This is a genomic window from Anaerocolumna xylanovorans DSM 12503 (assembly GCF_900143645.1).
In the GTDB taxonomy this organism is placed as follows: Bacteria; Bacillota; Clostridia; order Lachnospirales; family Lachnospiraceae; genus Anaerocolumna; species Anaerocolumna xylanovorans.
The window spans coordinates 279,501-306,435 of sequence record NZ_FRFD01000005.1 but is presented as its reverse complement, the minus strand read 5'-3'; the positions used below and the strand labels follow the sequence as shown (position 1 = coordinate 306,435).

The following is a 26,935-nucleotide window of genomic DNA, read 5'->3' as shown; positions in this document are numbered from 1 at the left end:
ATATTTATTAGTCATTAATTTATCATATACCGGAATACTTGTCAACGAAAATTTTTTTACTTTTCTTTCACCGGTATCCAGATTTCACTGACATAATCCTTACTGGAACTATCACCGTCTGTGTAGTATTCAAAATCATAATCCAATACCAGCTCATAATTTGCCTGGGGAAGCCACTCACTGTATACCCTTTTCCACATATTCTGGATAGCCTCCGGCATCGGGCCTATGCAGCGAAATACTGCCCATGTATGTGCCGGTATGCTGTATTCCTTAAAATCTCCTGTAATTTCTTTGGCATCTTCTTTTCTATCCCCTATACCATATTGGTATTCCTTGCTCCCTTTTTCAGAGGGCAGGCAGATTCCCAGTTTTCCGCATACTTTTTTATCAAGTCCTTCTCTGTAATATTCCTCCCAGAACTTTGGAATATCCGTCGCATTGTTTTGGTAATTGAATGTCCTCGTCATAAGAACAACCTCAAATGCTTCTTTTTTCTCAATTCTGTAATCCATACTGCTTCCACCTTCCATTATAATTTTGATTATAAGGCGGTTAAAGGATTTTAGACTGGTCCCCTGCTTTTTAGCCTGTACGGGAGTTATCCCATGGAACCTTTTAAAGGCTTTCGCAAAACTTTCGGGGGAATCATAACCATATTTTAATGCCGCATCAATTACTTTGCTCTCCTTCTTAAGAAGTTCCTGCCCGGCCAGAGACAGGCGCCTGTTTCTGATATATTCTCCTACCGTCAGTCCCGTAAGAAGGGTAAATGTTCTCTGAAAATGATGATTTGACACGTATACCTGCTCTGCTATTTCTTCACATTCCAGATTGCTAAGAAGATTTTCCTCCATGTAATCAATTGCCTTTTCCAGGGTTTGAATCCAATCCATACTAACCTCCATGCCTTTTGCCATCGCCTTACGTACCTATCTTATCAAAAACACTCTGCCAGGTCCTATCCAAAAGTGCTCTTATATGTCCGGTTTATTTTTAGTTCCCAAAATTTATATTCTTTTTCTTAAATGTTCACAATATCTTCAATATTCCTTCAAACTCTATACACATGTGAACGTTATAATGAATTCATAAGATAAAGAAAGAAACAAACACAAATTAAAAAGCAATAAAATCTTAGCGTAAATCAAGGCTCCCCAACCTTGTTGACATAAACTTTTTTTCATAAATGGCCGGCAGAATTTCTGCCGGCCCCTCCTCTTTTTACAGGGTAATCCTGTATTTATCTTTCTATAAGATACCTTCTTTGCAATTCCTCTTCTTCCTCTTTTGTTACCTTTAAAGCCCTGGTTATATACCCTGAAAAGGAGCCATACTGTTTTTCTGCTGCCTGATAGGCTGTTTTAAGATATTCTTCGTTTACTGTCAGAGCAATCTCAACAATACTGCACTGTTCATCTGAAAGGCCCTGATTCTTTAGTTTTCCCAGCAGCCTTAAGTTTTCTTCTCTTCTTAATTCATTAGTCTTTAAATAATCTGTAAAGATATCATCCTTACTTACGTCAAGAATTGTTAAGATAATAGCGGCAGCCAATCCTGTCCTGTCTTTGCCTGCAAAGCAATGGAAAAGAAATGCTCCCTCCCGCTGCTTTAGCAGTAACTCGAGAAACTCTCTAAAACCTCTCTGCGCTCCTTCATTTGAAACCATCTGTTCATAAAGGCTGTTCATATGGAAATTTGCCCCGTGGACATCCCGAACAGATTCCAGGCTTCCCAAGTCTGCACCGGTTTCATGGATTTTCTTTAGGATATCAATATTATGATAAACCGTTCCCAGGATATCATCATCCGGATTCACACTGTATTCCTTTTCTCCCCGCAGGTCAACAATTGTTTTCAGTTGATATTCTTTTGCGAGTATCTCCCTGTCTTTCACAGAAAGCTTTACCAGTTCTCCCGAGCGAAGAATACTAAAGGGACGGATTCTTCTGCCGTCTTTGCCTTTCAGTCCGCCCAAATCCCTGAAATTTACTGGTTTGGTAAGGTTCTTCATAACCGTTTCCACCTTTCTCCTCTGCCTTGGTACTATCCTTTTTAAGTCTAGCAAAATCCCACTTTAAAGTCAAATATAGCCTGGCTATTCTTTTTTACTCTCCGACAGGAATTATCCTGGTGGCTACTCTCTCCCCAAACCATTCGTCGTGTTCAACAAATATAAGGGTCGGATTTATGGCAAGGATTGCCCTTTCTAATTGTTCTCTGAAATAAATATCCATGTAATTGAGCGGTTCATCCAAAAGAATCAGATGATTTTCCATGGAAAGTGCTCTTGCTATTTCAATTTTTTTTAGCTCACCTTTGCTAAAGGTCTCTAACGGACGGTCAAAAAGTGAGTCCGGAAGATCAAAAAGGCGGCACAGGTTTTCAAAATTGTCAGCATTTATACCCGCTTCGGTTATAATTTCTTTTAGATATCCTTCCTTCCACAGAGGCTCCTGCAGGGTCTCCGTAATCCTAAGCCCCTCTGCCCGTGTAATTCCTCTGGTGGAAAGCCTGCCCATAATCAGTTTTAACAGGGTGGTCTTACCGGCTCCGTTCTCACCCTTTACCCAGATACGGTCTCCTTGCTTTACCACAAAGGATAGTCCAAAGAACAGTTCCCTGCCTTCATAGGAATACATAATATCCTTCCCTTTCACAAGCCAGGCACCCTCTGTTTCCAACTGTTCAAATTCAAGATTTTTCGTTGTCTCAAAATTAAGAAGCAGAGATTTCTTTTCCTCTATCTTATCCTTTATCTGCTGCTCCGAACGTTTCGCCTGCCCCATATAGGCTTTTACACCATTGGTCCTTGCATGGCTGGCAAAAGCATATTTCTGGGCATTGGCTGTTCCCGCCCAGGCCCGGCTTTCCTTGGAATGCCGCTCCAGCTGCTTTACCTCTCTGCTTAATCTATCCCCTGCTCTTGCTTCAAACTCATCCTTTAAGTCCTTATTCTGCTTCCAGGTAGTAAAGTTTCCCTGCTCAAGGGTGATATCCGATTTATTAATTGCCAGGATATGGTCTGCCACTTCATCTAAAAATCCCCTGTCATGGGATACTACCAAAAAGCCCTTTTTCCGTCTTAAATACTCCGCCACATCCTTTTTTCCGCGAATGTCCAGATGATTGGTGGGCTCATCCAGTAAAAGATAGGTGTCTTTCCGCAGAAACAGCGCTATTAGAAGCACTTTGGTTTTCTCTCCTTCCGACAGAAGGGAAAAGTCCCGAAGCAGGAGCTCCTCTGCCAGTTTCATACGGTACATCTCTTTCTTAATGCGGCTCTCCATAGAGAAGCCATCAAGCTCCAGGTACCGTCCAAGGGCCTCCATGTCTTCCAGATTGTCCTCTAAGGTTCTTAAGCCTCCGATATTTTCTTTTATGACATCCATGGTAAGAGGATATTTTACTTTATTTTCATAAGGAAACAGTTCTGTGTCCGTTTCCATACTAATTTTCCCGTTATCCGGCAAGAGCTCCCTGTGAAGAAGCTTTAAAAAGGTAGTCTTTCCCCTTCCGTTCCTTCCAATCAGTCCAAGCCTCCAGTCGGTATCCAGATTGAGTGTGATTTTTTCAAATATTGGTTCATAAAAAGTCTTATAGCTAAAACTCATATCAGTTATTATAATTTGCGACATATTGTTCATTCCTTTCCTGACTGTTATCCCTCGTCAGGACAGGCCCGGGTGATGACGTCTTTTGCCAGGCCTATACTGACTCTAACCTTAAACGTAAACGAATCCACATAATATGTGATACCTCCTTCTATAACCCATTGACAGGCATAAAAATACCCACCTTTTATCAGACTACCATAAAACGGATGCTATCCGCATAAAGTAATCCCAGCAAACCGTATCAAAATAACGCTCTTTAAAAAGAGCTGTTATCCTGATAAAAATCAGCGCAGTCTGCTGTTGTTAAAAAGTAGGTGAATTAACATAATCCTATTTCAACCTCTGCTTTCAGAAGATATTTCTACCATAGCATAAAATTCTTCCTCCGGCAACTGTTTTCTTGTATCTATTGCTTTCTTCCTTACTGTAACAACGGTACTTTCTAAAAGATAATTCTGCGTACTGCTTAAGATACCTTTTTGGAAAAGCTCTTTTACAGCACTTCTGCTTATCTTCATTATTTCTGCCATTACCCTGTCCGTCCGTACCTTAATACCATAAGGATTTTTTATTACAAACTCTTCCTTTTCCTCCCGCCCTATTTCCTCAAGTCTTACAATATCATAAGGAATATCTGAAATATCTATTTCTACCCTGTTTTCTACGAAAATGGATTTTTTTGTACCATAGTAAAAAGCCAGGTCTTTGTCATTCCTAAGAAATGCTTCATATTCCCTCTGCTGCAGGGCGGATGCCCGGACACGCTCATATACGCTAAGATTGTAGGTGTTATTACAGGTCTCACACTGGTATATCAGCCAAACATCTATCTGCTTGCCATTTGCATTTACCCTGAAGTTGTTTGAATTTTTATAATATGACTTACCCTTGCATTTAGGGCAATTTTTAAGAATCCTGTAGGATTCCTTGGGTTGTATCAAATAATAGCTCATTTTGCATCTCCTTTATGAAACAAATGGATTTGCAAAGGCTATTCCTGTTAAATTATTTGCAATAGCCTTTGCTATGCAAAATGAAATGGCGTAGTCATACAAGCATCCCTCCTTTGATTACAGGATACACTGCCGGGATGATCTCTTCTACCTCATACTTTTTTAGAAAAAAGTGTGTTCACAAATGCAATAATTCTTATCACATCCAGGAAACTCTATATCTCATACCAAATAATTTCATTCGCCTCTAACTCTAATTCAAAGCTGCTGGAATCACCTCGGTAAATCGTTGTATTTTGCGGCTCATAGGTGTTATTTACAACACAATACTTGTTATTCTTCACATAAGCATGTACTTCTACGTTAAAGTTGCTGGAGAACCATTTATTTAAGTTTTCTTCATCGTGAGTACTCCAAAGAATGCTTCGATACAAAACTCTGCTATTTTCAAAACTATATGGCAGACCACTTAGATAAACACTTCTTCCCTTGCCAAATTCATTGACTGCCATTTGAACTTCTTTCTCTTTCTGAACAAGAACGGTGGCACCGTCTAAAGCATACATATTTTTCTTACCCTCACCGAAATCAACTTCTGACCTGCAATCTTCGGTGATAAAGTGTCTGCTGGCAGCATCCCAGTTGTATTTATCGTAATTTAAAGTAAATCCGGTTTCCTTTTCTATTCCGAAGACATTTGCCAGCTGGATATAACGTCCCTGATACTGGTGCCCTGTAGGTTCACCAATTCCAATTAAGCCGCCGCCTTCATAAACAAACTGACGGATTGCACTTGAGACCGCCGCATCTTCCCAGGCTTCTCCGCCGGTATGTGCCGTATCACCATCCCCTACATTAATGATGACATCAATATTCTTTAAGAGGTTACTGTCATTTCTGATATCGTCAAAGTTAATAAAGGATACTTCAAATGGTGTGCCGCTTAAAGCTTCTATCACCCCTGCATAACTATAATTTTGTTTCTGGTAAAGTGCATGATGTACCATATGGGCACCCCAGGCACGCATCTTACCCCAGCTGTTTAACACTGCCACCCGTTTGATACAGTAAGGTGTTGTACCCTTAATGTTTTCATACAGCTCACGGAATTCATTGCAGACAGATTCCACATAGTCAATAAACTCCGGGAACTGACAGGCAAGTTTTAAATAACCGCCATATCCGATCCTATCAATGGGCTTTCTTAAGATAGCACGTCTTGCGGTAACCCAATTTACTTTAGCTTCCTTAACAGGATCCCCTCCTTCATAAAAAGTATCAGGGAAGAAATAAGGAAGAAACCTTCCTTCGGTATATTTTACATCTGAAATATCACTGATCAGCCGAAGGGTGCTGCCATTTCCTACACTTCCAACGACTGCATCCAGACCGATTGTTTTAAACTCTTCCATAAATGGTTCTGTTCCTATCCAGTGGTCCCCCAGAAACATCATGGCTTCCTTGCCATATTCATGGGTGATATCTACCATTTCCTTTGCTAACTTTGCCACTTCACGTCTCTGAAACGCCTGGAAATCTTTGAACTCTTTGCTTGGGATACGGTACTGGTTATTATAATATCCCTGATCAATGATAAACTCCGGACGGAATTTATAACCCGCTTCTTTCTCAAACTGTTCTAAGATATAGGGAGATACTGAGGCTGAATATCCATACCAGTCAACATACTTTTCACGCATCATCTCATCAAAGATTAAGGTAAACTGGTGGAAAAATGTTGTGTACCGGATAACATCAACATAGGGATGCTCTTCCATAAACTTACGAAGGCGAAGCATGGAATAGGCTCTTGTCTTTGGCTGCCTTACATCAAAGGTAATCTGATGTTCCACATCCTTCCACTCATTGGTTACTGCATTATACATATGTACCGGGTCCCAGATAAGGTATGCAAGAAAGCTGACTGTGTAGTTGTGAAACGGACTGCAGTTTGTAATTATGACTTCTCCTGCTTCTTTCTCATAGCTCCAGTCCTCTGCCGGAACTATCAAGCCTGTACTACGGTCAATGACTTCCCACCAGCGTGTTTTATCATCATAATCGTTCACCTTCATGAGGTCGGCTGCTATTCCCTTTAGCAATGGAATACGCAGATTTTTTTCTGCCGCTGTGTAAAAGGAAGTCATAATATAGCATTGCTGTACTTCTTCGGGATGTGCCTTTGCCCATTCATTATCCTTACGGGTTGTGTAATAAGTGCTGTACACTTTCGCTTGAACGGCTTTTAACTCCTCCGGATAATCAGTACCGTCACAATCACGGATAGCATCTGCTCCCCATTTATTCAATAACTCAATTGTTTCCGGAACAACATCAATGTCTGTTGGTATTGTAACCCTTCCGGTTAACATTGTATTCGTTTTCATCTCTACCGCCATTCCGGCGCCTTAACGCCCTTTAATCAAACTAGTATTATTAAATATGTGTATTTCTTTACCTGTATTTTCTATTATAAAGATACAGCAATAACAGTATTCCGCATAAGCCTGCAATCATGGTGTATAACCCCTGATAACCTACGCTCTTCTGCCCGATAATAACCAAGCCCACACAAACAACAAGGCATATACATTTTAGAATGACTGCCAGCATTTTCATCGTATTTTCCATATAAATAGCCATGCCCTTTCCTGTACCTGCAAACTTTGGGCCGCAGGCACAAATTTGGATATCCGTGCACCTATTCTTTCAAACCGCCAAGAGTCATACCCTGTGTCAGTTTCTTTTGCACTATAATATACAGTATCAGAGTCGGCAGCATAACCAGAACAAGGCCTGCATACATACGGCCATATTGAGCTGCGGCATTCTGCGCTTTCATCAGGTTCATCAGACCGACCGGAAGTGTCTTTGCACCTTTTGGATCCGTTAACACCGTAATTGCTATGATGTACTCATTCCAGAAGGACAAGAAGTTGAACAGGATTACTGTAATAATACTTGGCCTGGCCATTGGTAATATTACTTTTACCATCGTCCTTAAATATCCGCTTCCGTCAATATAGGCTGCCTCTTCGTAAGTCCTTGGTATCGTTACAAAGTAACCGGACAATAGGTAAATGGTAAAGGGAAGTGCGGTTGCAGCATAAACAAGTGCCAGAACATAAATATTATTTAAGAAAAACGGAGAGAGACCCCAGCTTTTCAACACCTTATCCGCATCAATAAACATCAGAAAGATTGGAACTACAATGTAGTTTACATTGATAAACAGACCGGCCATAAAAAGAATATTTAAGATTTTACGCAGTCTGAACTTAAATCTGCTAAGGCAATAGGCTGCCGGCAAGGCAACAACTAAAAGGATAACAAGGGCTACTACTGTAACAATCACACTGTTTAGCATATATTCGCCCATGTGCGCGCTGCCCCAGGCATCCATAAAATTCTGGAAATAGAAGGATTCCGGAAGCCTCCAGGGACTGCCGTAAAATTCATTATTCTTCTTAATTGAAGCTATAAATACCCAGCCTACGGGTACAATAATTGATATTGCTAACAATCCTAATATAAGATAAATTATAATTTTCTTTAATGGAAGTTTATGCATGTGTTCAGCCTCCTACAATTCTATTGGTTCGCGTTTGGTAATCAGGTTCACAATTCCGCTTAAAGCAAATGAGAACAAGAATACTACAACACCAATCGCCATACCATATCCGTAGCTGGAATTTGTGTAGGCCTGTTTATACATATAGCTTAGGAACACCTCTGTACTGCCGTCCGGTCCTCCGCTCGTCATTGCCTTTACGAGCATAAAGCTAAGATTAATACTGCTTATGATAAAGAACGTTAAGGTCGTTCTGATATTAGTCCAAATTAATGGGATTGTCAGACTAAAGAACTGACGGATACGGCTGGCGCCTTCAATATCGGCGCTTTCGTATACACTCTCCGGAACACTTGCCATACTGGCCATATACATGACCATGTAATAGCCAATGGCTTGCCATATCATGGCCATCGCAATTGAAAATATAACAATTTTCTGATCTCCCAGCCAATAGACCGGTTCGCTTCCCTTATCCCGAAAGAGAGCCAGAATACTATTGAGTAATCCATTTTTCGAATCCAGAATCGCACTAAAAATAGCGCTGATAATTACAATGGATAAAATGTTTGGTATATAGAAAACAATGCGGAAGAAGTTCTGTCCTACAATCTTTTCTCTGGTTAAGATTGCCGCAAAAACAAGGGCAACCGCTATGGTTATAACACTGACAATAACAATTAATAGCACTGTATTCTCAAAGGCTTGTAAAAACTTCATATCCTGTGCAAGTTTTTCAAAGTTATCAAATCCTACAAAGGTTTTATTCGGCGAATATCCGCCCCATTTGTAAAGTGACATTTTAAATATATTAATCGTTGGTATAATCATAAAGATTGTAAACAAAATTACTGCCGGCGCTACACATAAGAATATAAATACTGATTTTCCTCTATTTTTCATGACTATCTCCTGTTAAAAAAACGGTGAGTTAGGTTGCTACTCACCGTTTATATTCGCCTACCTGGTACTGTAAAGTATGCTTTTTATGTTTTATTGTTTTAATGCGGCACGGAGCAGATCGCTGTCTTTTTTAACTAATTCGATCCACTGAGCCTTGGTTTTATCTCCACTTACTAAGGAGTTAACTGTTCCAAATACAGTATCAGCAAAGTTTACACCTTCTACAGGATCTGTTGCTGCAAAACTGCCTAAAGCAGCTTTAGCGCCATTATCATAAATGCTGTAGAACATCTTGTTGTCGCCTTCTAATTTGTCAGCAAATCCAACGATTGGCTGAATAGCACCGGACTCTGCGAAGATCTGTGCTGCTTCATCAGAATACATATATGCTACGAATTGCTTTGCTGCGTCTTTGTTTTCAGCTGCTGCCGGAACCCATAACTGCTCAAACCATGTATAGGAATAAGCATCTCCGCCCTTAGCGATTGCGGGAAGTGCCGTGAAGCCCCACTCAAAACCATCAGCACGGGGAGCATCCTTCATTTCACCAACAACCCAGGTACCATTTGGCATAAATAACGCCTTGTTATCTAAGATTAACTGCTGGTTTTTAAGGTAGTTATCATTGTTTGCATTGGACGGAACTGATTTTTCTGTATAAGAAGCTAATTTTTCAACAATGTCAAATGCTTTGTTTGCTTCTGCAGTATCCCAGATACCGTCTGCGTAAGTAGTAGCTTTTTGGAAGAAATCTGCACCGCCTACTTCATAAAGAAGAGCGTAGAAGAATGCGTCAAAGTATCCTGCTGTCGGATATGCAAATAATGCAATACCATCTGCTTTTGCCTTATCTCCTAATTCCCACATCTCATCCCAGGTTGTCGGAACTGTCCAGCCTTTTTCTGCAAATAAGCCTTTGTTGAAGAACAAACCGCATGGGCTGTAGAACATAGGTGCCATGTATGTTTTTCCGTCATTATAAGGATTTGTCAAAGAAGATTCTGTAAATCCGCCGGCGATTTTATCGCTGACTTTCTTGTCTTCTCCCGGAACTGTCATGCTTAAAACATCTGTGATATCTTCTAAGCCATTTTCTTTTATTAAAGTCTCTGTCAAAGCTGCCGGACGGCCTGTAGCTAAATGAACAACATCCGGATAATCTCCCGCTTTCATTCCTGCACCAATGACATCCTCTAAGGATTTGTCAGTTGTAAGCTCTACTTTAATTCCTGTTTTTGCTGTAAATGCTGCGCAAACCTTCGTCCACATGTCAGCACCGTAAGCTGTTTCAATAGCTGCTACCTTAATTGTAACATCTGGCTTTGGTGTCTCGGTGGCTTCCTCTTTGGCAGGTTCTGAAGTTGCGGCAGGTGTTGCATTAGCACCTGTATTAGTCTCATCTTTTTTCGCACAACCAGCGAAGGAACTAATCATCAATGCAAGTACCAAGAAAATACTAACAAACTTTTTCATATATTTATCCTCCTTTACGACTATGTATGTAGTATACAGTATTTAATTTTATAAACAATAGAAATTTTGCTTTCTTCTTTATATATATTGCTGCACAATATATATAAGAAACAATTAGCAATCATGTCTTTAAGATTTTTTTGTACAATATCCACATAATACCAGATTAATTATTATTTTACTGTAATTGTGGTTTTAAATGTTTTTTGTGTCCCGTCACTTAATTTAGCAGTCACTGTAATTGCAACCTTTCCGGCCTTTTTACCCGTTACCGTTCCGGTACTTGAAACAGCTGCAATCTTACTGTTACTTGTTTTATATGTAATTGAGACTGCCCTCACGCCTTTCTGGGATACCTTATCCTTTTTGAAAGAATTGACTTTTTCAAGAGTAACAGGCAATGCTACATTTAAAGCAGTTTTCTTGCCTTTCTGGAGGGTAGTACTTGATGCTTTTACTTTAATCTGACCAAGGATAGGAGTTATTACTTGGGAATCAGGCTTATCTCCAAGGAGAACATAATTTTCACCGTGTACTAAGTTCATAGTAATATACCCGTTTTTATCTACGATATACTTACTGGAAGGCAGCTCTTCCAATTTCTTCGTCTTTTCATTGAAGGAATATAAATATACGGTATCAGCAGGCTTTATTCCCGTTTGATTGCCTACATAAAGCTTAATGGCAGCACTTGCCGGAAATGTCCCTTTCTGTTCAAATTTCAGGAGAATACCATCCGCTACCTCCTTACTTACCTTTATAATACCCTTTAGCTTATCTTCTTTATTCGCAGGAGCCATTGTGAATCCGACATTAATATCAGCTGGCTTGGAAGCGGAATGTTTTATGGAATCCCCTGTAAAGGTCCAACTATATAATTCCTTACCATCAGCATCTTTTACTGCCACTTTAACATCAGTACCGTTCTTTTTGGATGCAGTTATTGTAGCCTTGGTAATCTTAATACCGGAAATATCAATATCTTTGGCCTGTATGTCATCTAAAGATTTTGATAGAACAGCTGTTATAACAGTATTTCCTTTAGTATCTGTGGTTTTTGAAGTAGTGATCTTAACATCGCCGGGATTACCGGGTGTTGGTGTTACCGGTTGTGTCGGCTTCGCCGGTTCTGTGGGCTTTGCAGGCTCTGTCGGCTTTGCAGGTTCCGTTGGCTCTGCAGGTCCCGTTGGCTGGACATTGACCGGTTCTAATTTAATACTGATTGTTTCATCCTTCGTTACAGTAAATACTATATTCTCCTTTGACACATACCCCGGAGCATTTATTGTATAAGTATAATTTCCTTCCGGAAGATGATAGCTTCCATCCGCCTCCGGTTCAATGACTGTATTGTCTTTCATTACAGTAATCTTTGCCGAACCTGGTTCTGCATTGAACTGGATACGGTAACTTTTTTCTACCGGTTCTCCGTCTGTAATATCTGTAATTTTTAAATTATCCAGTATAAAATCTCTCTGTCCGACAGACCCATCGGCAGAAACTCCTGTTCCATACAGACCAAACCATGTCTGTCCGGAAGCATCACCGGTAACTGTTGTTGTAAAATGTTTCGGAACATCGGATACTTCGAAAATCGTACCGGTATCTGTAGTTTTATTTCCTACGCCCAGAGCAAAGGCATATCCTCCATTCAGCACTGTTTCATAATCAAATTCAACCCTGTATTTTCTTCCGGCTTCAAATCTGAAGTTCTGGGGTATTGTCTGATATATCATTCCTTCCTCAATAGAATGATGCTTTAAGGACCAATTGCCGGATATTACATCATCTAATACTCTTCCGCTCCACCCTTTTTGAGTATAGGGGGCATGCAGCTCTGACAGATGAGTTCTTGGATCGGTGACACCTTGTGCAGGGCCTAACACAAAAGGATACAATCCGGATACTACACTTTCGAAATCCTGCTGAAAGATATTCTTATTTACATAATTATTTAAAGTTTTCTTCACAATGCGAATATCATCAAAGTAAGTGATTCCGGTGCCTTTCCCACGCTTTAGCGTTAATGTTGCAACAGAGGAAGCTGCCGTGAAGCTTACCTGCATCGTCTGCATGTAGCTGCCGCTGCCATTATTTTTCTGATTGGTGTAATTGTTATGTCCATCTGCTGAGATATAGTTATGAACAAAGGAAGCATTCGCATAGCTGCTTACAACTTGTGTGCCGCTTTTTACTTCTAAAGTACCGGCACTTGTACTCCGGTTATCAACAGACACTAAAGCAACATAATTCTTACCTGCCTCCAAACCTGTAATTGTTTGTGACAAAGAAGTATCTTCTTTCGTATCTGCTATTTTCAGTGTTTCATTGCCATCAATTTTAATTACAGATGCAGCAGATGTATCGCCTTTTATATCCCATGCCTTCAAATCATTGCTGTTAAAGCCCGGGTCTTCAATATTGGATGCTTCTCCCCAGTTAACGCCGGTATTTTTTTCTCTGGCACCCTTATATATTACATAAGCAGTCCCCGGCTTTGCTTCCAGCGTAATGGAGCCGTCTTTAACTTCAACTGTGGTTCCGTCTAATCTTCCCTGGTCAGATAATTCATATACTTTGATATTGGTACAGTCTTTCCAGCTGTCGATCAGCTGCCAGGTTGTAGTCCCGCCGTCTTTATTCCAATGATATAGTTTATCTTCTGCAGCCTCCGGTAAAGTCTGGGAGCTTTCAGTCAAAGCGCCAAAATTCCAAGGCAGCAGATAGGTTTCACCATCTAACACTTTCGTGCCGTTAAAGGTTATAATACGTTCTCTGGATCCGTCGTCTTTTCTGGTTACCACTACTTTATCCGCATTTTCAGCATATGCGTCACTCTTTAGTGTAATCTCTTTCTCCAGATTAGTCTCTGACATATCGCCTGCCTGGTCTTTCCAGTTTGTAACTACATAATGCTGCAGAAATTTTGTGGGAAGGTTGGTATTAAAGGTAACATCAATATATTTATCAAAGTCATATTCACCCTGCCAGCCTTCAAAACCTTCCAAATCCAATCCACCCAGCAACGGATTGTCTGCGGTACCTTTATAAGAGGGATAATTAAGAACCCAGGAGTCTTTCTGGTGATTGCGGATAAAGCGGATTAATTCGCTGTTGATTCCCTTGGAAGTAGATCCGCCATAGGTTGCATCTGTTGCCCAATGCTGCCAGGTAGAATCATATTCTACTGCGGTACCAAATTCGGTGCTAAAACGCCAGCCCAGGGAATTAATCTGCTCCGCTATTCTTCTGCTCTCCCAGGAATCTCCGTACCATACATCAAGATAAATGAAATCGAGATTGCCCTTTGTTGCCTCATTTAGTTCATTTAATCTTATTTTTCTTTCACCGGATACTAAATCATAATTACGGTTGATGGTATAAGAAGGGTCCAACCAGTCCCAGCCATCGGGATTGCCATTAATAAATTCTTCTTTAAATGCTTTTGCCTCCGGATAGGTCTCCTGTGCATTAATATGTACGCCAAAGGTTGCATTGTAATTATGTCCGGAAGTAAGAAGGGTATTAATATCCGCCTCACCGCCCATTCGTTCTCCAACAGCACCATAATCAGGATGCCCGGAGTCATGGCCTTCATTGGCATATCCTTTTAATAAGACAGCTTGCCCTAATCCGTCTGTTGCAAGGAATACTTTTTTTACGTTGTCGAGTGTCTTTAAGAATGGATTGGTAGCCTGGCTTGCAAAGTTCATAGGAATACGGTATGCTACTACATCTGCAACCTCCTCCCAGCCTGCCGGATTATTCATAATCTCTCTGTAGGCAATGGCTCCGTCCTGCCAGTCTGTAATGCTATCACCGTTAACATCAGGTGTAATAATAATTTTAGCCATTGGTGTTGATTTGGTAACGTTTGCTTCTGTCTGTTCCGTTACAGGATAATATTCATAAATCCATGGTGAACTGGTTAATGAGATTGATTTGTATTCTTCCAATTTGTCATTATAACCGCTGCCGGAATTTCTGGTAATTCTTAAATCACTGTTGGCTTCTGAATTGCTCCATATACCTGCACTTAATTTATTGGAAGAAAGAACACCATAAGCATACCCGCTCGGAGCATCCACCGTATAATTTTTATCCAAAGCTACGGTTGTATCTCCTGTTACAGTAGTATTGCCTGAAAGTACGGCACCTTTAAATTGTGCATTTTGCTGATCGCTCGTAATTGTTATCATATTAAAATCAGGTATTTCAATCGATTTTAAATTCTCCGTACTATGATTTTTAATTGAAGTAAGGGTAAGTCCCGCCTGATTGCCTTCAACGTGAATCTGTGCCGTAATCTCGGCATTAATCTGATTATCTTCATCAATTGCTGTCAAAGTATATTCTGCCGTATCCTTTTTGTCATTAATAACACAGGATACCTGCGGATATACAACAACACCGTTTAACTTCAATGCATAAATACTCTTTTCCTGACCTTTGAATATTTCACCTTTACAGGAATCCTCATTGATCCAGGTATAATCAATAATTCTTGGAAATACCTTATCAATCTTAACACTTAGCTTATCCGATGCGATAGTATCGATTACCGCAGGGGTATTCGGTGCCTTTGCAGGTAATACTTCCTGTATCTTAATATTATCAATAAGGTAGCTATTGCTGTTACGGGATTTAATAAAACCAAAATAGCCTGCATCTCTTTGGGCACCATTTCCAAGGGCTCCGGATATTACCTTAACGCCATTTACCCAGAGAGTAATATCTCCATCCAGCACTTTTGCCTTTATATGCGTTTTTTCTCCCGGGCTTAAGGGACTTCCGTCATACATGCTGGACCAGGCATTGGTAGAATTATCGGGATTCCAATGCTCATAAAACCATAGTCCGTCTGAATCGCCGGTTCCAACATATATCAAGTCCCTTGCTGCCACACTTGTATTGGCTCTAAGTGCCACACCAAAACGGATATCGCTCAATTTTGTTTTAGATGTACCGTTGGCAGGAACAATATCTGCTTCAATATAACCATTGGTAATCTTTTTCGTTGTAGTATCTGCAATAATCGCTCCGTTACTGCCGGTACTTGGTACGGTTACCTGCAATGCATGACCGTCACCGTATGTGACGCGTTCAAAAGATGCGCTGCCGGTACCGATATTGGCAAAAGCAGAGATATCTTCATGACCGGTTTCAAAATCATTGCTATAGGAATAGGGTTCAGAAGGGGTTTCTTCTTCCGTTTCCAGCATCTTGATATAACTAACGGATTTGATGGTTACATCGACCTGCTCATCACCATATTTTCCTGCTTTAAATCCGATCTTTCCGGCAGGCAGGTTTTTGAATACAGTCTGATCAAATCCGGCTTCGGCACTTAAGTCAATGTTCGTTCCATCATTGATCCAAAGATATAGTTTTTCATCGGATGCAGTTATTTTTAATTTAATGTCCTGACCTACCTGTGGAAGTGCACCGGCCGCATCACTAAAATATCCGTAACTATCATTTGCTCCGCCGTCCTTATATTCCCAGAACCAGCCGGATACTTCATCAAAGCCAACGAATACAAAATGTGTCGGATCAATATATCTTAAATACATACCGGTAGTTGCTCCACCATAGGCTGCGCCCGGAGTAAGGACCGCTTCAAAAGATCCGTTCTTAAAATCTCCGGCAGTGATATCCATTAATTTTGCACTGGATTCATAAGTATTATCATCACCGGCATTGGCGGTTAATCTAATTCCGCTTACCTTATCGTTCGCAGTTACGGCTGCCGTTTCGCCGCTTGCGCTGGATTTTAATTTCCAATCATTCACACCGGCTGCTATACCATTGAACTTGATGTCTTTTAGGGTCACATCCGTTACGGCTGTACCATAGGTACCGGCTTTAAATAAGATTTCGCCTTCGGACAGGCTGGAAAAGGGAGAGGTATCAATTACTTTTTCAGCACCGTTTAAGGTAACCTTCATTTCATTGTTGGTGCCAAATTCAATTTTTACTTTTACTTCTTCCCCCGCATTAGGTGCTGTTTGATTTAACGAAGGCCAATCTCCGGCGCCATTTATTTTATATTCATAGAACCAGTTGCTGGAGGAATCGTAGCCTATAAAGATACAGTTGTTTGTGTCTTTATAGTTGAGAAAGATACCAAATCTGGAATCTGCTTTACTGCTGTTTGGTACAACGGTAAATTCGATTGCTCCGCCGGATACTGCCTTTAGGCTATCATTCCCCAATAACGCCGGGTTATTACCGTTATTGTTTTGGGGACCCGATACCAAACGAATCGATGGAGTTTGATTTTCCTTCATTGTTTCAAAAGAACCATGGCTATCAATTAATTGCCATGTATCCTGCTGTAGTGCATTGTCCACAGATATTATTTCGGGACTGCCTGCATTTACCGATACCGTTGGTGCTGTATCAGATGCTTTTGCCGGAATCACATTTATCTGGGACGGTATTAATGTTACCACTAACAAAATTGATACGAATAACTTGAGCTTCCTACATTTCATTGAGATTATCCTTCCTTTCATGTTATACTTGTACAATACCATTTTTAATTTTATAAACAATGGAATTTTTGCTTTCTTCTTTATAAATATTGCTGTATAATAGACATAATAAACAATTTGCAATTATATTTTTAATATTTTTGTACAATATTTACATGACAGGAAGGGGAAAGTTATGAGCAACAGCCGTTATAATTTTAAGACAGAGAATGAATGCGAAGCGTCCATGATACATCAGGAGGACTCCACTCTTACCTATACTTTTAACCCTGACGGCAAGCAGGGGAATCAGGCAATTCATGTTACTTTGCTCTATGTGGCACTGGCAAAATACGGAAATGACTGGATAAGCCTTCCCCATTCCCATAACTTCACAGAGTTCTTTTACATCACCAATGGAACCGGGAAATTCTCTGTGGAATCAGAAACTTTTGATGTGAAATCCAATGATCTCATCATCTTAAATCCCACCATTGTACATACCGAAATTTCAAATCCTTCAAAGCCAATGGAATATATCGTGCTGGGAGTGGAAGGAATTCAGTTTCAGACAGAAAACCGGGGCTGTATCCTCTTAAACAGTTCTGCTCATAAATCTGATTTGCATCTTTACTTTAATACCCTTGCACATGAGATGAAGCGCGACCAGCCATACCGTGACTTTGTATGCCAGAACTTATTAAATATCATCTTTACCATCATTCTCCGAAATGATGCCTTTAAGGTCTCCATCCTCACCGGACCGCGCCTGACAAGAGAATGCAGTATCGCGAAAAAATATATCGAAGATCACTATAGTGAGAATATAACTATTGAAACCTTAAGTTCTCTTGTGCACTTAAATAAATACTATTTTGCACATAATTTTGCCAAGCAGTTCGGAACTTCACCAATCAATTATTTAATCAAGAGGCGGATTGATGAAAGTAAGCATCTGCTTGCAAATACCAATTATTCTTTATCCTCGATATCTCAGATTGTGGGCTTTTCTTCTCCCAGTTACTTTTCTCAGGCATTTAAAAGAACTACCAATATATCTCCTCAGGAATATAGGAAAATGTATCAGGGCTCCATTTCAGTATCGCATTAAAACAATGGGGAGCTTCCTGTATTCGGAAGCTCCCCTGAAAGGATACTCTTTATTTATTCTGACTTAATCACGATATCCGTTGGGATTATTGCACTGCCAGCGATAAGAATCTTCGCACATCTGTGCAAGCTCTCTTTCTGCACAAAAGCCAAGTTCCTCTTTTGCCAGACCCGGATCAGCATAACATGTTGCAATATCACCCGGTCTTCTTGCTTTCACAACATAAGGGATCGGCTTTTTACAGCTTTTTGAGAAGGCAGCAACCATCTCAAAAACACTGTAGCCCTTACCCGTACCCAGGTTATAAGTCTTTACACCTTCTATTTTGTCCAGCTTCTCAATGGACTTCACATGGCCAACCGCAAGGTCGGTAACATGGATATAATCTCTTACGCCACTGCCGTCTTTTGTTTCATAATCGTCACCAAATACTTGCAGCTCTTTTAATTTGCCAACTGCTACCTGAGTAATGTATGGTACCAAATTATTTGGAATACCAAGGGGATCTTCTCCGATCATCCCGCTCTCATCCGCACCAATGGGATTAAAATAGCGTAACAGGATAATCTTCCATTCGCTGTCAGCTACTGCTAAGTCTCTTAACATCTCTTCCTGCATTAATTTTGTTCTTCCGTATGGATTGGTAACAGACAGCGGGAAATCTTCCTTAATCGGCACTGTATGGGGATTACCATATACAGTTGCAGAGGAACTAAATACCAGTTTCTTTACATGAAACTCTGTCATCACTTCGCACAGCACCAGCGTTGATACTAAGTTGTTATAGTAATATGCCAGCGGCTTCTGAACAGATTCTCCCACTGCTTTTAATCCCGCAAAATGAATAACTGCTTCTATCTTCTCTTTTTCAAATACTGCCCTTAATTTTTCCTTATCTTCCACATTGAACTCATAAAAAGTCAGATCTCTGCCGGCTAATTTTTTCACTCTCTCTAATGACTCTTTTGAAGAGTTACTTAAGTTATCAATAACAACAACATCATAGCCCTTTCTTAACAACTCAAGGCAGGTATGGCTTCCTATGTATCCTGCACCACCTGTAACTAATATTGACATATTCAGCTCCCATCTGCGTGCTTTAGCACGCGTATAAAATCAGGGGGAGTGAAAGTTTCCTTTCACTCTTTTCCCTTTTCAAGCAGATAACCGTTAACGGTACTTTGCAACTATTTCATTCATCTCATTCCATTTCTGTTCCATATCAAGAACAAGTGCCATTTGGGTATGGCAGCGGTCTAAGTTATGTTCCTCCCGGTGAATCCGGAAGTAAACATCACCCTCTAAATAATCCGTCAGAAAACGCATTCCGCATTCCAGCGTCATAGTCTTCGCCCCATGGGGCAGCATGGAGATTTCAGTATCTGTCAGACTGCCTTCACAACCGGTTAAATATCCTTTTACATATTGTTCAAACAAATCCAAATCCAAACTTACTTTGGATAAATCCTTTTCATCTTCCGCCGCCGTGTTCGCACCAAAACGAATAGAATCACCAAAATCAAAGAGGGACAGACCGGGCATAACGGTATCTAAATCGATAACACACAGGCCCTTCCCCGTCTTATTATCTATCATAACATTATTAAGCTTCGTATCATTATGTGTTACACGAAGCGGGAGTTTTCCTTCATCCAAGTAGTTCTTGCAGCACTCCATATCCTCTTTTCTCTTGATAAAAAACTCAATCTCATCCTTTACCTCTTTGGCACGGTTACATTTATCCTCTTTCACGACCTGTAAAAAACGTTCATAACGTAACGGTGTATTATGAAAATCCGGTATTACCTCATACAGACCGGATGCATCAAAGGCGGATAACAGCTTCTGAAATCTGCCAAAAGCAACAGCACTCTGATAAAAATCCTCCGGCTTATCAACCTGTTCAAAGCAGCTGGCATCTTCAATAAAAAGGTACATTCTCCAGAAAGACCCCTCGCTGTCTGAATAAAAGGAATTACCGTTCCTGGTACTTATTACAGTTACGACTTCCCTAAACTCATCCCCTCCGAGTTTTTTTACCTCCTCTTTTAAAAATGAGGTTACCTGGGTGATGTTAAACATTAATTTTTCAGGATCTTTAAAGATGCTATGGTTAATACGCTGTAATATGTATCTTTTTTCTTTCACATCCTCTTTAAAAACCACGGCAAAAGTATCATTGATATGTCCATTTCCATACCTTCCATAACTTTTGACATTTCCTTCTGTCTGAAACTGTGCAATTGCTTTTTCTATTAACTCACTCTTTATTTCTCTTGTCATAACAACAACCATGCCTTTCTCATACTATCACTTCCACAATAATTTTGCTACCCTTACCATAAATTTTCCGGATAAACACCCTGTTTTTTTAACTTTGCTATCTCTCTTAACACAACTTCCTTATCCTCTTTATAGGTAACACCAAACCACTGGTCCTTAGAGTGCAGCACTTCTACCTGTGCCTTTTGTGTTTCAATCATATGCTGAACAACGGTAGGCAGGAAAAACTCACTTTTAAGCGGGTTATCTAAAACCTCTGTCTTTAAAAACGTATCAAATTCTTTCTCCAGTTCTTCCATTATGTTCGCCTGGAAGCCCCACAGATTCATAGATACGGTACTGTCAGATGAAATATCTTCCCATTTGTCCTTCTCGTTATCATAGTACTTGGCACCTTCAGGAAACTTTTCAATCCTCGTTCTTTCTGTAATCTTGGTTAAGAAACCTTCCTCATTAACGCCACATACACCTCTTGCAACAGATCCATGCTCTGTTAACGTATTTTTTAACTGATATCCAACCATAGCATAAAGGTTTTTTTGGCTCTCTGCCTTAGAACTTAAGAAATCATATATTTTTGTAAATGCTTCACGGCCATAGAAATCATCGGCATTAATTACTGCAAACGGTCCCTGTATTTTATCTTTGCAGCATAAGACCGCATGACCTGTACCCCACGGTTTTACTCTTCCTTCCGGTATTAAAGAACTTTCCGGTACTTTTGCAATCTCCTGATAAACAAACTCGACATCATCAATATTTTTGGTACAATTTCCAATTACTTTTTTAAAATCTTCTTCAATTTCTTTCTTAATGATAAAAACCACTTTCCGGAACCCGGCTTTGATTGCATCAAAAATCGAAAAATCAATAATGATATGCCCCTGCTCATCAACAGAATCAATTTGCTTTAAACCGCCATATCTGCTTCCCATTCCGGCCGCCATAATTACTAATACTGGTTTTTCCATATGATTACTTCCTCCCATGTGTTTTATTAAAGTTTGAAAAATGTAACGTAACTTGCATTGTTACGCAAATTGTTTATCTCTGTTTACGTTTATATTAGCACTTGTTTCATGATTTGTAAACAGGTAAAAACATATTTTTTCACTTTATAAATTCTATGAATACATATTGAATTTTTTATGAATTGTTAATTTCATAACTATCCGCTATATAAACCATGAATTTTTTGCCTAAACATTGACAATTAAATAAAAATGGGGTAAAGTAAATATACAACGTAACAGCAACTAAACAATCTTTGTTATGATCCATAACTATTTATAGAAAGGGAACTACACCTATGAGTACCATACGAGAAGTTGCAAAACTGGCGAATGTCTCAATCGCCACTGTCTCCCGTGTTTTAAATAATGATACCAAATATAAGATGACCGAAGAAACAAAGAAGCGGGTACTTGATGCAGTGAATCAATTAAATTACACTCCCGTTACAGTACAACGCAAGAAGACGCACAAGTCTAATGCAGAAGCCCTCTTAAATGCAAAAATAGGCTGTATTTTAAGAGTGACAAAGAAAGGCTATAATGACCCTTACTATATGTCTATCCTTGCCGGCGTAGAAAAACAATTAAGAGAACTTGGCATTGACTTAGCTTTTATTAAATCTGCACCCATTCTTCAGGATAAGAATCATTTAAGCGCGGCATTCAGCGATTCTTTGGATGGTCTGGTTTTAATGGAACCTTTGAGCGATAATATCTATCAATATATCAAAAAACATGTTCCTCATATCATTGGAATTGATACCTTAAGAGATGATATCGATGATGTCGGCTATGACCATTTGCAAAATGGTATCTTAGCAACGAAACACCTCATTGATAAAGGACACAAAGAGATCGGATTTATCGGCGGAAGCGGTGAATCCGGGGATATTAAAGACAGCCAGCGTTATCAGGGCTACATAATTGCAATGCACAAAGCTGGCTTACCTGTTCATAAAGAATGGGTCATAGACTGTGGCTGGAATGAAGACGAATGTGCCGGGAAAGTCGATGAATTATGTAAGAGCAATCACTATCCCACTGCTTTTTTTGCAGCAAGTGACCTGATGGCTATGGCTGCAATGAAGAGTTTTTATACCAATGGTATCCCGGTGCCAATGAGAGTGGCTGTCATTGGAATGTCAGATATTGAAATGTCCCAGTACTCCAATCCTCCCCTTACCACATATCATGTTCCAAAAGAGGAAATCGGCAAGGTTGCTGCCAATCTGCTGCTTGCCAGAATTAAAGGCTATGAAACATTGCCCCAAAAAATCATCTTACCTACTACTTTTGTTGAAAGAAGCTCAACTTAAAAACACAGCTGCCGTAAAAAAGGTTCCTTCCTGACAAGATGTTATATCTCATTCTTATCAAGTTGGAACCATTTATCATTATCAATTTAAAGAACTTTCAACACACTGGGCCTCATTACCGCAAAGCCCGGGACGAAAAGAATATGGCACCGCAATGTTGTCTTTATATGACAAGCGCCTCCCTGCCTTTGACTGCCCCTCTCTGAATTATATCATAGGTAATGCAGACCGGGCGTCCCGATCGCGGCTCCCGGACAACTTCCGCATCAATAGAAAATGTACTCCGCAATACAGCAGGTGTCATGACCTGCTCGGGAGTTCCAAACTTAATGATTTCCCCCTCTCGGATTGCAATCATATAATCCGAAAAGCGGGCTGCCAGATTCAGGTCATGAAGTACCATAGCAATGGTACAGCCCTGCTCTCTGTTCAGATCCCACAAAAGCTCCAATACCTCAAGCTGGTGGGCAAGATCCAGATAAGTTGTCGGTTCATCCAACAGGATATGATCCGTCTGCTGGGCAAGTGCCATGGCAATCCATACCCGCTGACGCTGGCCTCCTGACAGAGTATCAATCTCCCTGTTCTTAAGCTCTGTAAGTCTGGTAACAGAAAGAGCCCACTCTATAATTTTCTTATCCTCCGCCGTCAGTTTTCCAAACCCCTGCTGATGGGGAAAGCGTCCATATGCGATAAGTTCACTTACCGTAAGGCCGCTGGGGGCTGTGGGTGTCTGGGGAAGAATCGCCATTTTCCTGGCAATTTCTTTCGTAGACAGGGTACGGATATCTTCACCATTTAAAAATACCGCTCCGTTTTTTGGCTTCAAAATCCTCCCCACCGCTTTAAGTACGGTGGATTTTCCGCATCCGTTGGGACCGATGATGGAGGTGATTTTTCCGTGAGAAATCTTCATATTTAATCCCCGGACAATCAAAGCCTCTTCATAGGAAATATCCAGGTTTTGGGTTGTTATACTATTCATAAGGGACCTCCTAATTTGACTTAGCCAATAAATATAGAAAATACGGTGTGCTAAGCACGGTAATTATTATTCCGGTAGGGATATCCGTTCCAAAGCTAATAGTTCGGGTTATTGTGTCCGCCAGCAGTACTATAATTGCTCCTGCAAGGCAAGAGGCCGGCAGCAGAAACTTATGGTCAGGCCCTACCAGTTTTCTTGCCATATGGGGTGATATCATGCCCACAAAGAAAAAGTTACCGCCAAGGGATACGCTTCCTGCGGCCAACGCCACTGCTGCAATGGAAAGCCCCAGAAATTCCTGCTTTACCGCAGTACCCAGACCCTTTGCCATTTGATTACCAAGATTTAACACGTTCAATATTCTGGACTTATAGAATACATAACCGCAGAGAACAAGTGTCCATGGGATAAGAATAACGAGATAGTCCCAACTGTCTCCCCAAAGGCTTCCTGCATACCAACGCTGCATAAAATCCATCTGATATTGGTCAAGCCTTAGTACCAGAAGTGTCGTTGCAGCGCCATATCCGCTCCCAAGGGCAACGCCGGTCAGAATCAGTCCTGTAGGTGAGATATCCTTACCCCGACGGTAGGACAGAAAGAAAATCAGCCCAGCTGCAATCATTCCGCCTAAAAATGCCAGCAGCGGCAGAGCAATGGCAGAAGAAGTTCCCTTGGCTGCAAAAACCACAACGTACAGCAATACGAACAATCCCGAACCGGAGCTGATGCCAAGGGTACCGGGACTCGCCATATCATTGCGCAGCAGGCTCTGCATGATACAGCCGGAAGCCCCCATTCCGATTCCCGTCAATACGGCAAGTGTAATACGAGGCAGACGGAATTCAAGTATAATCAGGTTCTGTCTCTGGGTACCCTTACCCAGGACAACCTTCAGTACCTCCATGGGTGAAAGATTCATTTTCCCGGTATTGATACTGATAACTGCTATAGCAATTGCCGCAAAAATCATCAGAATAATGACTAATAGCTTTTTTTTCATCAATCAAACTCCCTCCTTTGCTTCCTTGCAAGATATAGGAAGTATGGCACACCGACTACTGCAAATATCACGCTGATGGGTGTTTCAAAAGGCTTGTTGATAATACGTCCTATCAAATCAGCCGCCACGGTAAGCAGTGCCCCATAAAGTCCGGAAGCAGGAATGATATACCGGTAATCCACTCCTACCAGATATCGGACGATGTGGGGGGTAATAAGTCCGATGAATCCTACCGGACCAATAACAATGACCGACAGACCGGTAAGCACTAATACTATCAAAGTGGAAATCCCCTTCACCATCCGGATTTTTAATCCCAACCCTGTGGCAACCTCTTCTCCAAGGCTCATCAGGGTTACAGCGGGAGACAATGCCACCGCTGTCAAAACCCCTATAATAAAGAAAGGGGCCACAACGGCCAGTTCACTCCACTTGGCTCCTGCTGTTCCACCGGCTGTCCAATAGGCCAGCGCCTGTCCCAAATTATACCGGATGGCTATATATTGACTAAAAGCTTCAAACAGCATTGAGATTGAAATACCGGCCAGAACCAGTCTCTGTGGTGTCATCCCACGCTTTCCTAACGATGCAATGAAATAGGTCATGCTGGTTGTGATGGCTGCCCCCAAACAGGCAAACAGCATCGTCGCACCGTAAGTTCTGCCGGGCAGATATGCCATGCACAAGGCTATGGCAAAGGTTGCTCCCGAACTGATGCCCATAAGACCCGAATCCGCCAAAGGATTACGTGTCGTTCCTTGCATAATTGCACCGCAGATGGCAAGGCTGCAGCCCACAATAATATCTGCCACCGTACGCGGAAAACGAAGTGTATGAATAATCTGATGCTCTGTCAGTGCAGGGTCGAAGTGAAATACCGCTTCCCACGCTGTCAAAAGCCGCATGTTGGCAGCTCCAAAGGAAATAGATGCTGCGGATACAAGCACCAGCAAACAGCTCCCCACCACCAGATAAAACAAAAAACGTGTTGTACTGCTTAGTTGCCTATTAGAGAGTTTGCTTCGCATTAATATGTTCCTTTCAAAAATGTTTTTCATGTTCCGGCACCGGAGATGCTTCCACTTTGAGCTTCTTTAATCTAAAGGGGCAAACTCACGCAAGCTGCCCCATACCGATGACTGACTTACTGTGCCTGTGTTAATGCGATAAGTTTACCTAATATGTAGTCAAGCTGGGCTGTCAGGCTGGCAGCATCAGAATAATAGAACAAACCGCTCATATTTCCCGGTATAGTAACCACTTTGCCCTCCTGTACGGCAGGAATGGTCTTCCATATCTGTGTTTTCTCGTACTCGGAGGGTACATCCTCCACCGCATCATAAGGGCGGAACCAGATCATATAATCACCAAAATAATCCGCAGCCACCTCGTAGCTTAAGCCTTCCCGTCCTTCTCCTGTTTCTTTAACCAGCTTTTCCAGTTTATCAGGCTTTTGTAATCCCAGATATTTGTAAAGAAGGGTACCTCCCCGGGATTCGGTTTCGTAATAAACCCCATAGGAACCGGATCCCCAGTCCTCGTTAACACTGAAAGTTTTATCTTTGTACTCTTTGCTCTGCAGTTTTTCTTTCGCTTCTGCCAGTTTTGTTTCAAAATTTTGAACCACTGCTTCTGCCTGTGCAGTATGCCCTGTCGCCTCTCCGATTACCTTAAGCCTCTCAAGGGAGGTAATATTGCTCTCCGGAATCACCAGCACAGGGGCAATCTTATTAAACTTACTGAAATCCTCTTCGCTATAGGTGATAATGAGATCCGGCTCAAGCTTCATTACATCCTCCGGCTCCCAATTTTCAATCTTGGTTGTGGAGACAAGTTTATCATAAAAGGGCATCGCCTCATGTTCCCAGCCAAAATAGCCTACTACATTCAGCCCCAGGGAAAACACATCACCAAGATACCAGTTTACAACCACTCTTTGAGGATCTGCCGGTACCTCAATATCACCCATCACCGTATTGACCGTACGGGCAGCAGCACTTTCATTGGAAGTACTTTCCGCTCCCTCCGTAGCCTTAATGGCATCACCGGAAGTCTCTTTCCCTCCATTATTTTTATTGCTGCAGCCAGCAGCCGTCAAAACCAGAATAATACATAAAACGGCCGCAACCGTACTTTTCCTAAATATTTTCATCTTTATACCCATTGTATATCACAGGCTTGCCAGTAGATTGCTTGCAAGCTGCACGATACTGCCACAAATAAAAATGAGT

Annotated in this window: 19 protein-coding genes; 2 read left to right on the top strand and 17 right to left on the bottom strand. The window is 41.1% G+C overall.

The genetic code is table 11. From position 1 onward, the window contains the following. Positions 1-56 precede the first annotated feature (56 nt). The 10 genes from BUF11_RS09750 to BUF11_RS09705 form a co-directional block, all read right to left on the bottom strand. Positions 57-896: an AraC family transcriptional regulator gene (locus BUF11_RS09750; protein ID WP_073588644.1), complete on the bottom strand. Its 840-nt coding sequence runs from the start codon at positions 894-896 to the stop codon at positions 57-59. 347 nt (positions 897-1,243) lie between these two features. After that, complete coding sequence (locus BUF11_RS09745) at positions 1,244-2,014, bottom strand: tyrosine-protein phosphatase (RefSeq protein ID WP_073588822.1); 771 nt, start codon at positions 2,012-2,014, stop codon at positions 1,244-1,246. Between the two features lie 94 nt (positions 2,015-2,108). Further along, positions 2,109-3,638: a ribosomal protection-like ABC-F family protein gene (abc-f, locus tag BUF11_RS09740; protein WP_073588643.1), complete on the bottom strand. Its 1,530-nt coding sequence runs from the start codon at positions 3,636-3,638 to the stop codon at positions 2,109-2,111. 314 nt (positions 3,639-3,952) lie between these two features. Next, positions 3,953-4,570: a DUF1062 domain-containing protein gene (locus BUF11_RS09735; RefSeq protein WP_073588642.1), complete on the bottom strand. Its 618-nt coding sequence runs from the start codon at positions 4,568-4,570 to the stop codon at positions 3,953-3,955. Positions 4,571-4,785: 215 nt separating this feature from the next. Next, positions 4,786-6,957 (bottom strand): 1,3-beta-galactosyl-N-acetylhexosamine phosphorylase, encoded by a 2,172-nt coding sequence (gnpA, locus tag BUF11_RS09730; RefSeq protein ID WP_073588821.1) that lies wholly within the window; start codon positions 6,955-6,957, stop codon positions 4,786-4,788. Positions 6,958-7,024: 67 nt separating this feature from the next. Then, positions 7,025-7,213: a DUF6903 family protein gene (locus BUF11_RS24330; protein ID WP_073588641.1), complete on the bottom strand. Its 189-nt coding sequence runs from the start codon at positions 7,211-7,213 to the stop codon at positions 7,025-7,027. A gap of 58 nt (positions 7,214-7,271) precedes the next feature. Continuing rightward, positions 7,272-8,141 carry a carbohydrate ABC transporter permease gene (locus tag BUF11_RS09720; RefSeq protein ID WP_073588640.1) on the bottom strand — a complete coding sequence of 290 codons (870 nt, stop codon included), beginning with the start codon at positions 8,139-8,141 and terminating at the stop codon, positions 7,272-7,274. Between the two features lie 12 nt (positions 8,142-8,153). After that, positions 8,154-9,044: a carbohydrate ABC transporter permease gene (locus BUF11_RS09715; RefSeq protein ID WP_073588639.1), complete on the bottom strand. Its 891-nt coding sequence runs from the start codon at positions 9,042-9,044 to the stop codon at positions 8,154-8,156. A gap of 90 nt (positions 9,045-9,134) precedes the next feature. Continuing rightward, positions 9,135-10,517, bottom strand: a complete 1,383-nt coding sequence (locus tag BUF11_RS09710) for a carbohydrate ABC transporter substrate-binding protein (protein WP_073588638.1) — start codon at positions 10,515-10,517, stop codon at positions 9,135-9,137. A 173-nt stretch (positions 10,518-10,690) separates the two neighbouring features. After that, on the bottom strand, positions 10,691-17,014 hold the full coding sequence (locus BUF11_RS09705; protein ID WP_073588637.1) for an endo-alpha-N-acetylgalactosaminidase family protein: 6,324 nt from the start codon (positions 17,012-17,014) through the stop codon (positions 10,691-10,693). Between the two features lie 175 nt (positions 17,015-17,189). Between BUF11_RS09705 and BUF11_RS09700 the strand changes: the two genes are divergently transcribed. Next, positions 17,190-18,104: an AraC family transcriptional regulator gene (locus BUF11_RS09700; RefSeq protein WP_084558576.1), complete on the top strand. Its 915-nt coding sequence runs from the start codon at positions 17,190-17,192 to the stop codon at positions 18,102-18,104. Between the two features lie 63 nt (positions 18,105-18,167). Here the strand turns inward: BUF11_RS09700 and galE are convergent, their stop codons facing one another. From galE to BUF11_RS09685, 3 genes are all read right to left on the bottom strand, one after another. Further along, positions 18,168-19,181, bottom strand: coding sequence for a UDP-glucose 4-epimerase GalE (gene galE / locus BUF11_RS09695; protein WP_073588636.1), 1,014 nt, complete (start codon positions 19,179-19,181; stop codon positions 18,168-18,170). 93 nt (positions 19,182-19,274) lie between these two features. Next, positions 19,275-20,387, bottom strand: a complete 1,113-nt coding sequence (locus tag BUF11_RS09690; RefSeq protein WP_073588819.1) for a phosphotransferase enzyme family protein — start codon at positions 20,385-20,387, stop codon at positions 19,275-19,277. 53 nt (positions 20,388-20,440) lie between these two features. Beyond that, entirely contained in the window at positions 20,441-21,358 is a 918-nt protein-coding gene (locus BUF11_RS09685) for a nucleotidyltransferase family protein (protein WP_073588635.1), read from the bottom strand. Between the two features lie 338 nt (positions 21,359-21,696). On the opposite strand from BUF11_RS09685, the gene BUF11_RS09680 reads away from it, so the two are divergent. Beyond that, on the top strand, positions 21,697-22,716 hold the full coding sequence (locus BUF11_RS09680) for a LacI family DNA-binding transcriptional regulator (RefSeq protein WP_073588634.1): 1,020 nt from the start codon (positions 21,697-21,699) through the stop codon (positions 22,714-22,716). Positions 22,717-22,879: 163 nt separating this feature from the next. Here BUF11_RS09680 and BUF11_RS09675 read toward each other — a convergent pair whose 3' ends face one another. The 4 genes from BUF11_RS09675 to BUF11_RS09660 all read right to left on the bottom strand — a co-directional run bounded on the left by BUF11_RS09675 (position 22,880) and on the right by BUF11_RS09660 (position 26,856). Next, the gene (locus BUF11_RS09675; protein ID WP_073588633.1) at positions 22,880-23,701 is read right to left on the bottom strand and encodes an ABC transporter ATP-binding protein; all 822 of its coding nucleotides are present in this window, start codon (positions 23,699-23,701) and stop codon (positions 22,880-22,882) included. Between the two features lie 10 nt (positions 23,702-23,711). Next, positions 23,712-24,704: a FecCD family ABC transporter permease gene (locus BUF11_RS09670; protein WP_073588632.1), complete on the bottom strand. Its 993-nt coding sequence runs from the start codon at positions 24,702-24,704 to the stop codon at positions 23,712-23,714. Continuing rightward, complete coding sequence (locus BUF11_RS09665; RefSeq protein WP_242952353.1) at positions 24,704-25,762, bottom strand: FecCD family ABC transporter permease; 1,059 nt, start codon at positions 25,760-25,762, stop codon at positions 24,704-24,706. The genes BUF11_RS09670 and BUF11_RS09665 overlap by 1 nt, the downstream gene beginning before the upstream one ends. An 86-nt stretch (positions 25,763-25,848) precedes the next feature. Further along, positions 25,849-26,856: an ABC transporter substrate-binding protein gene (locus BUF11_RS09660; protein ID WP_073588817.1), complete on the bottom strand. Its 1,008-nt coding sequence runs from the start codon at positions 26,854-26,856 to the stop codon at positions 25,849-25,851. Positions 26,857-26,935 lie beyond the last annotated feature (79 nt).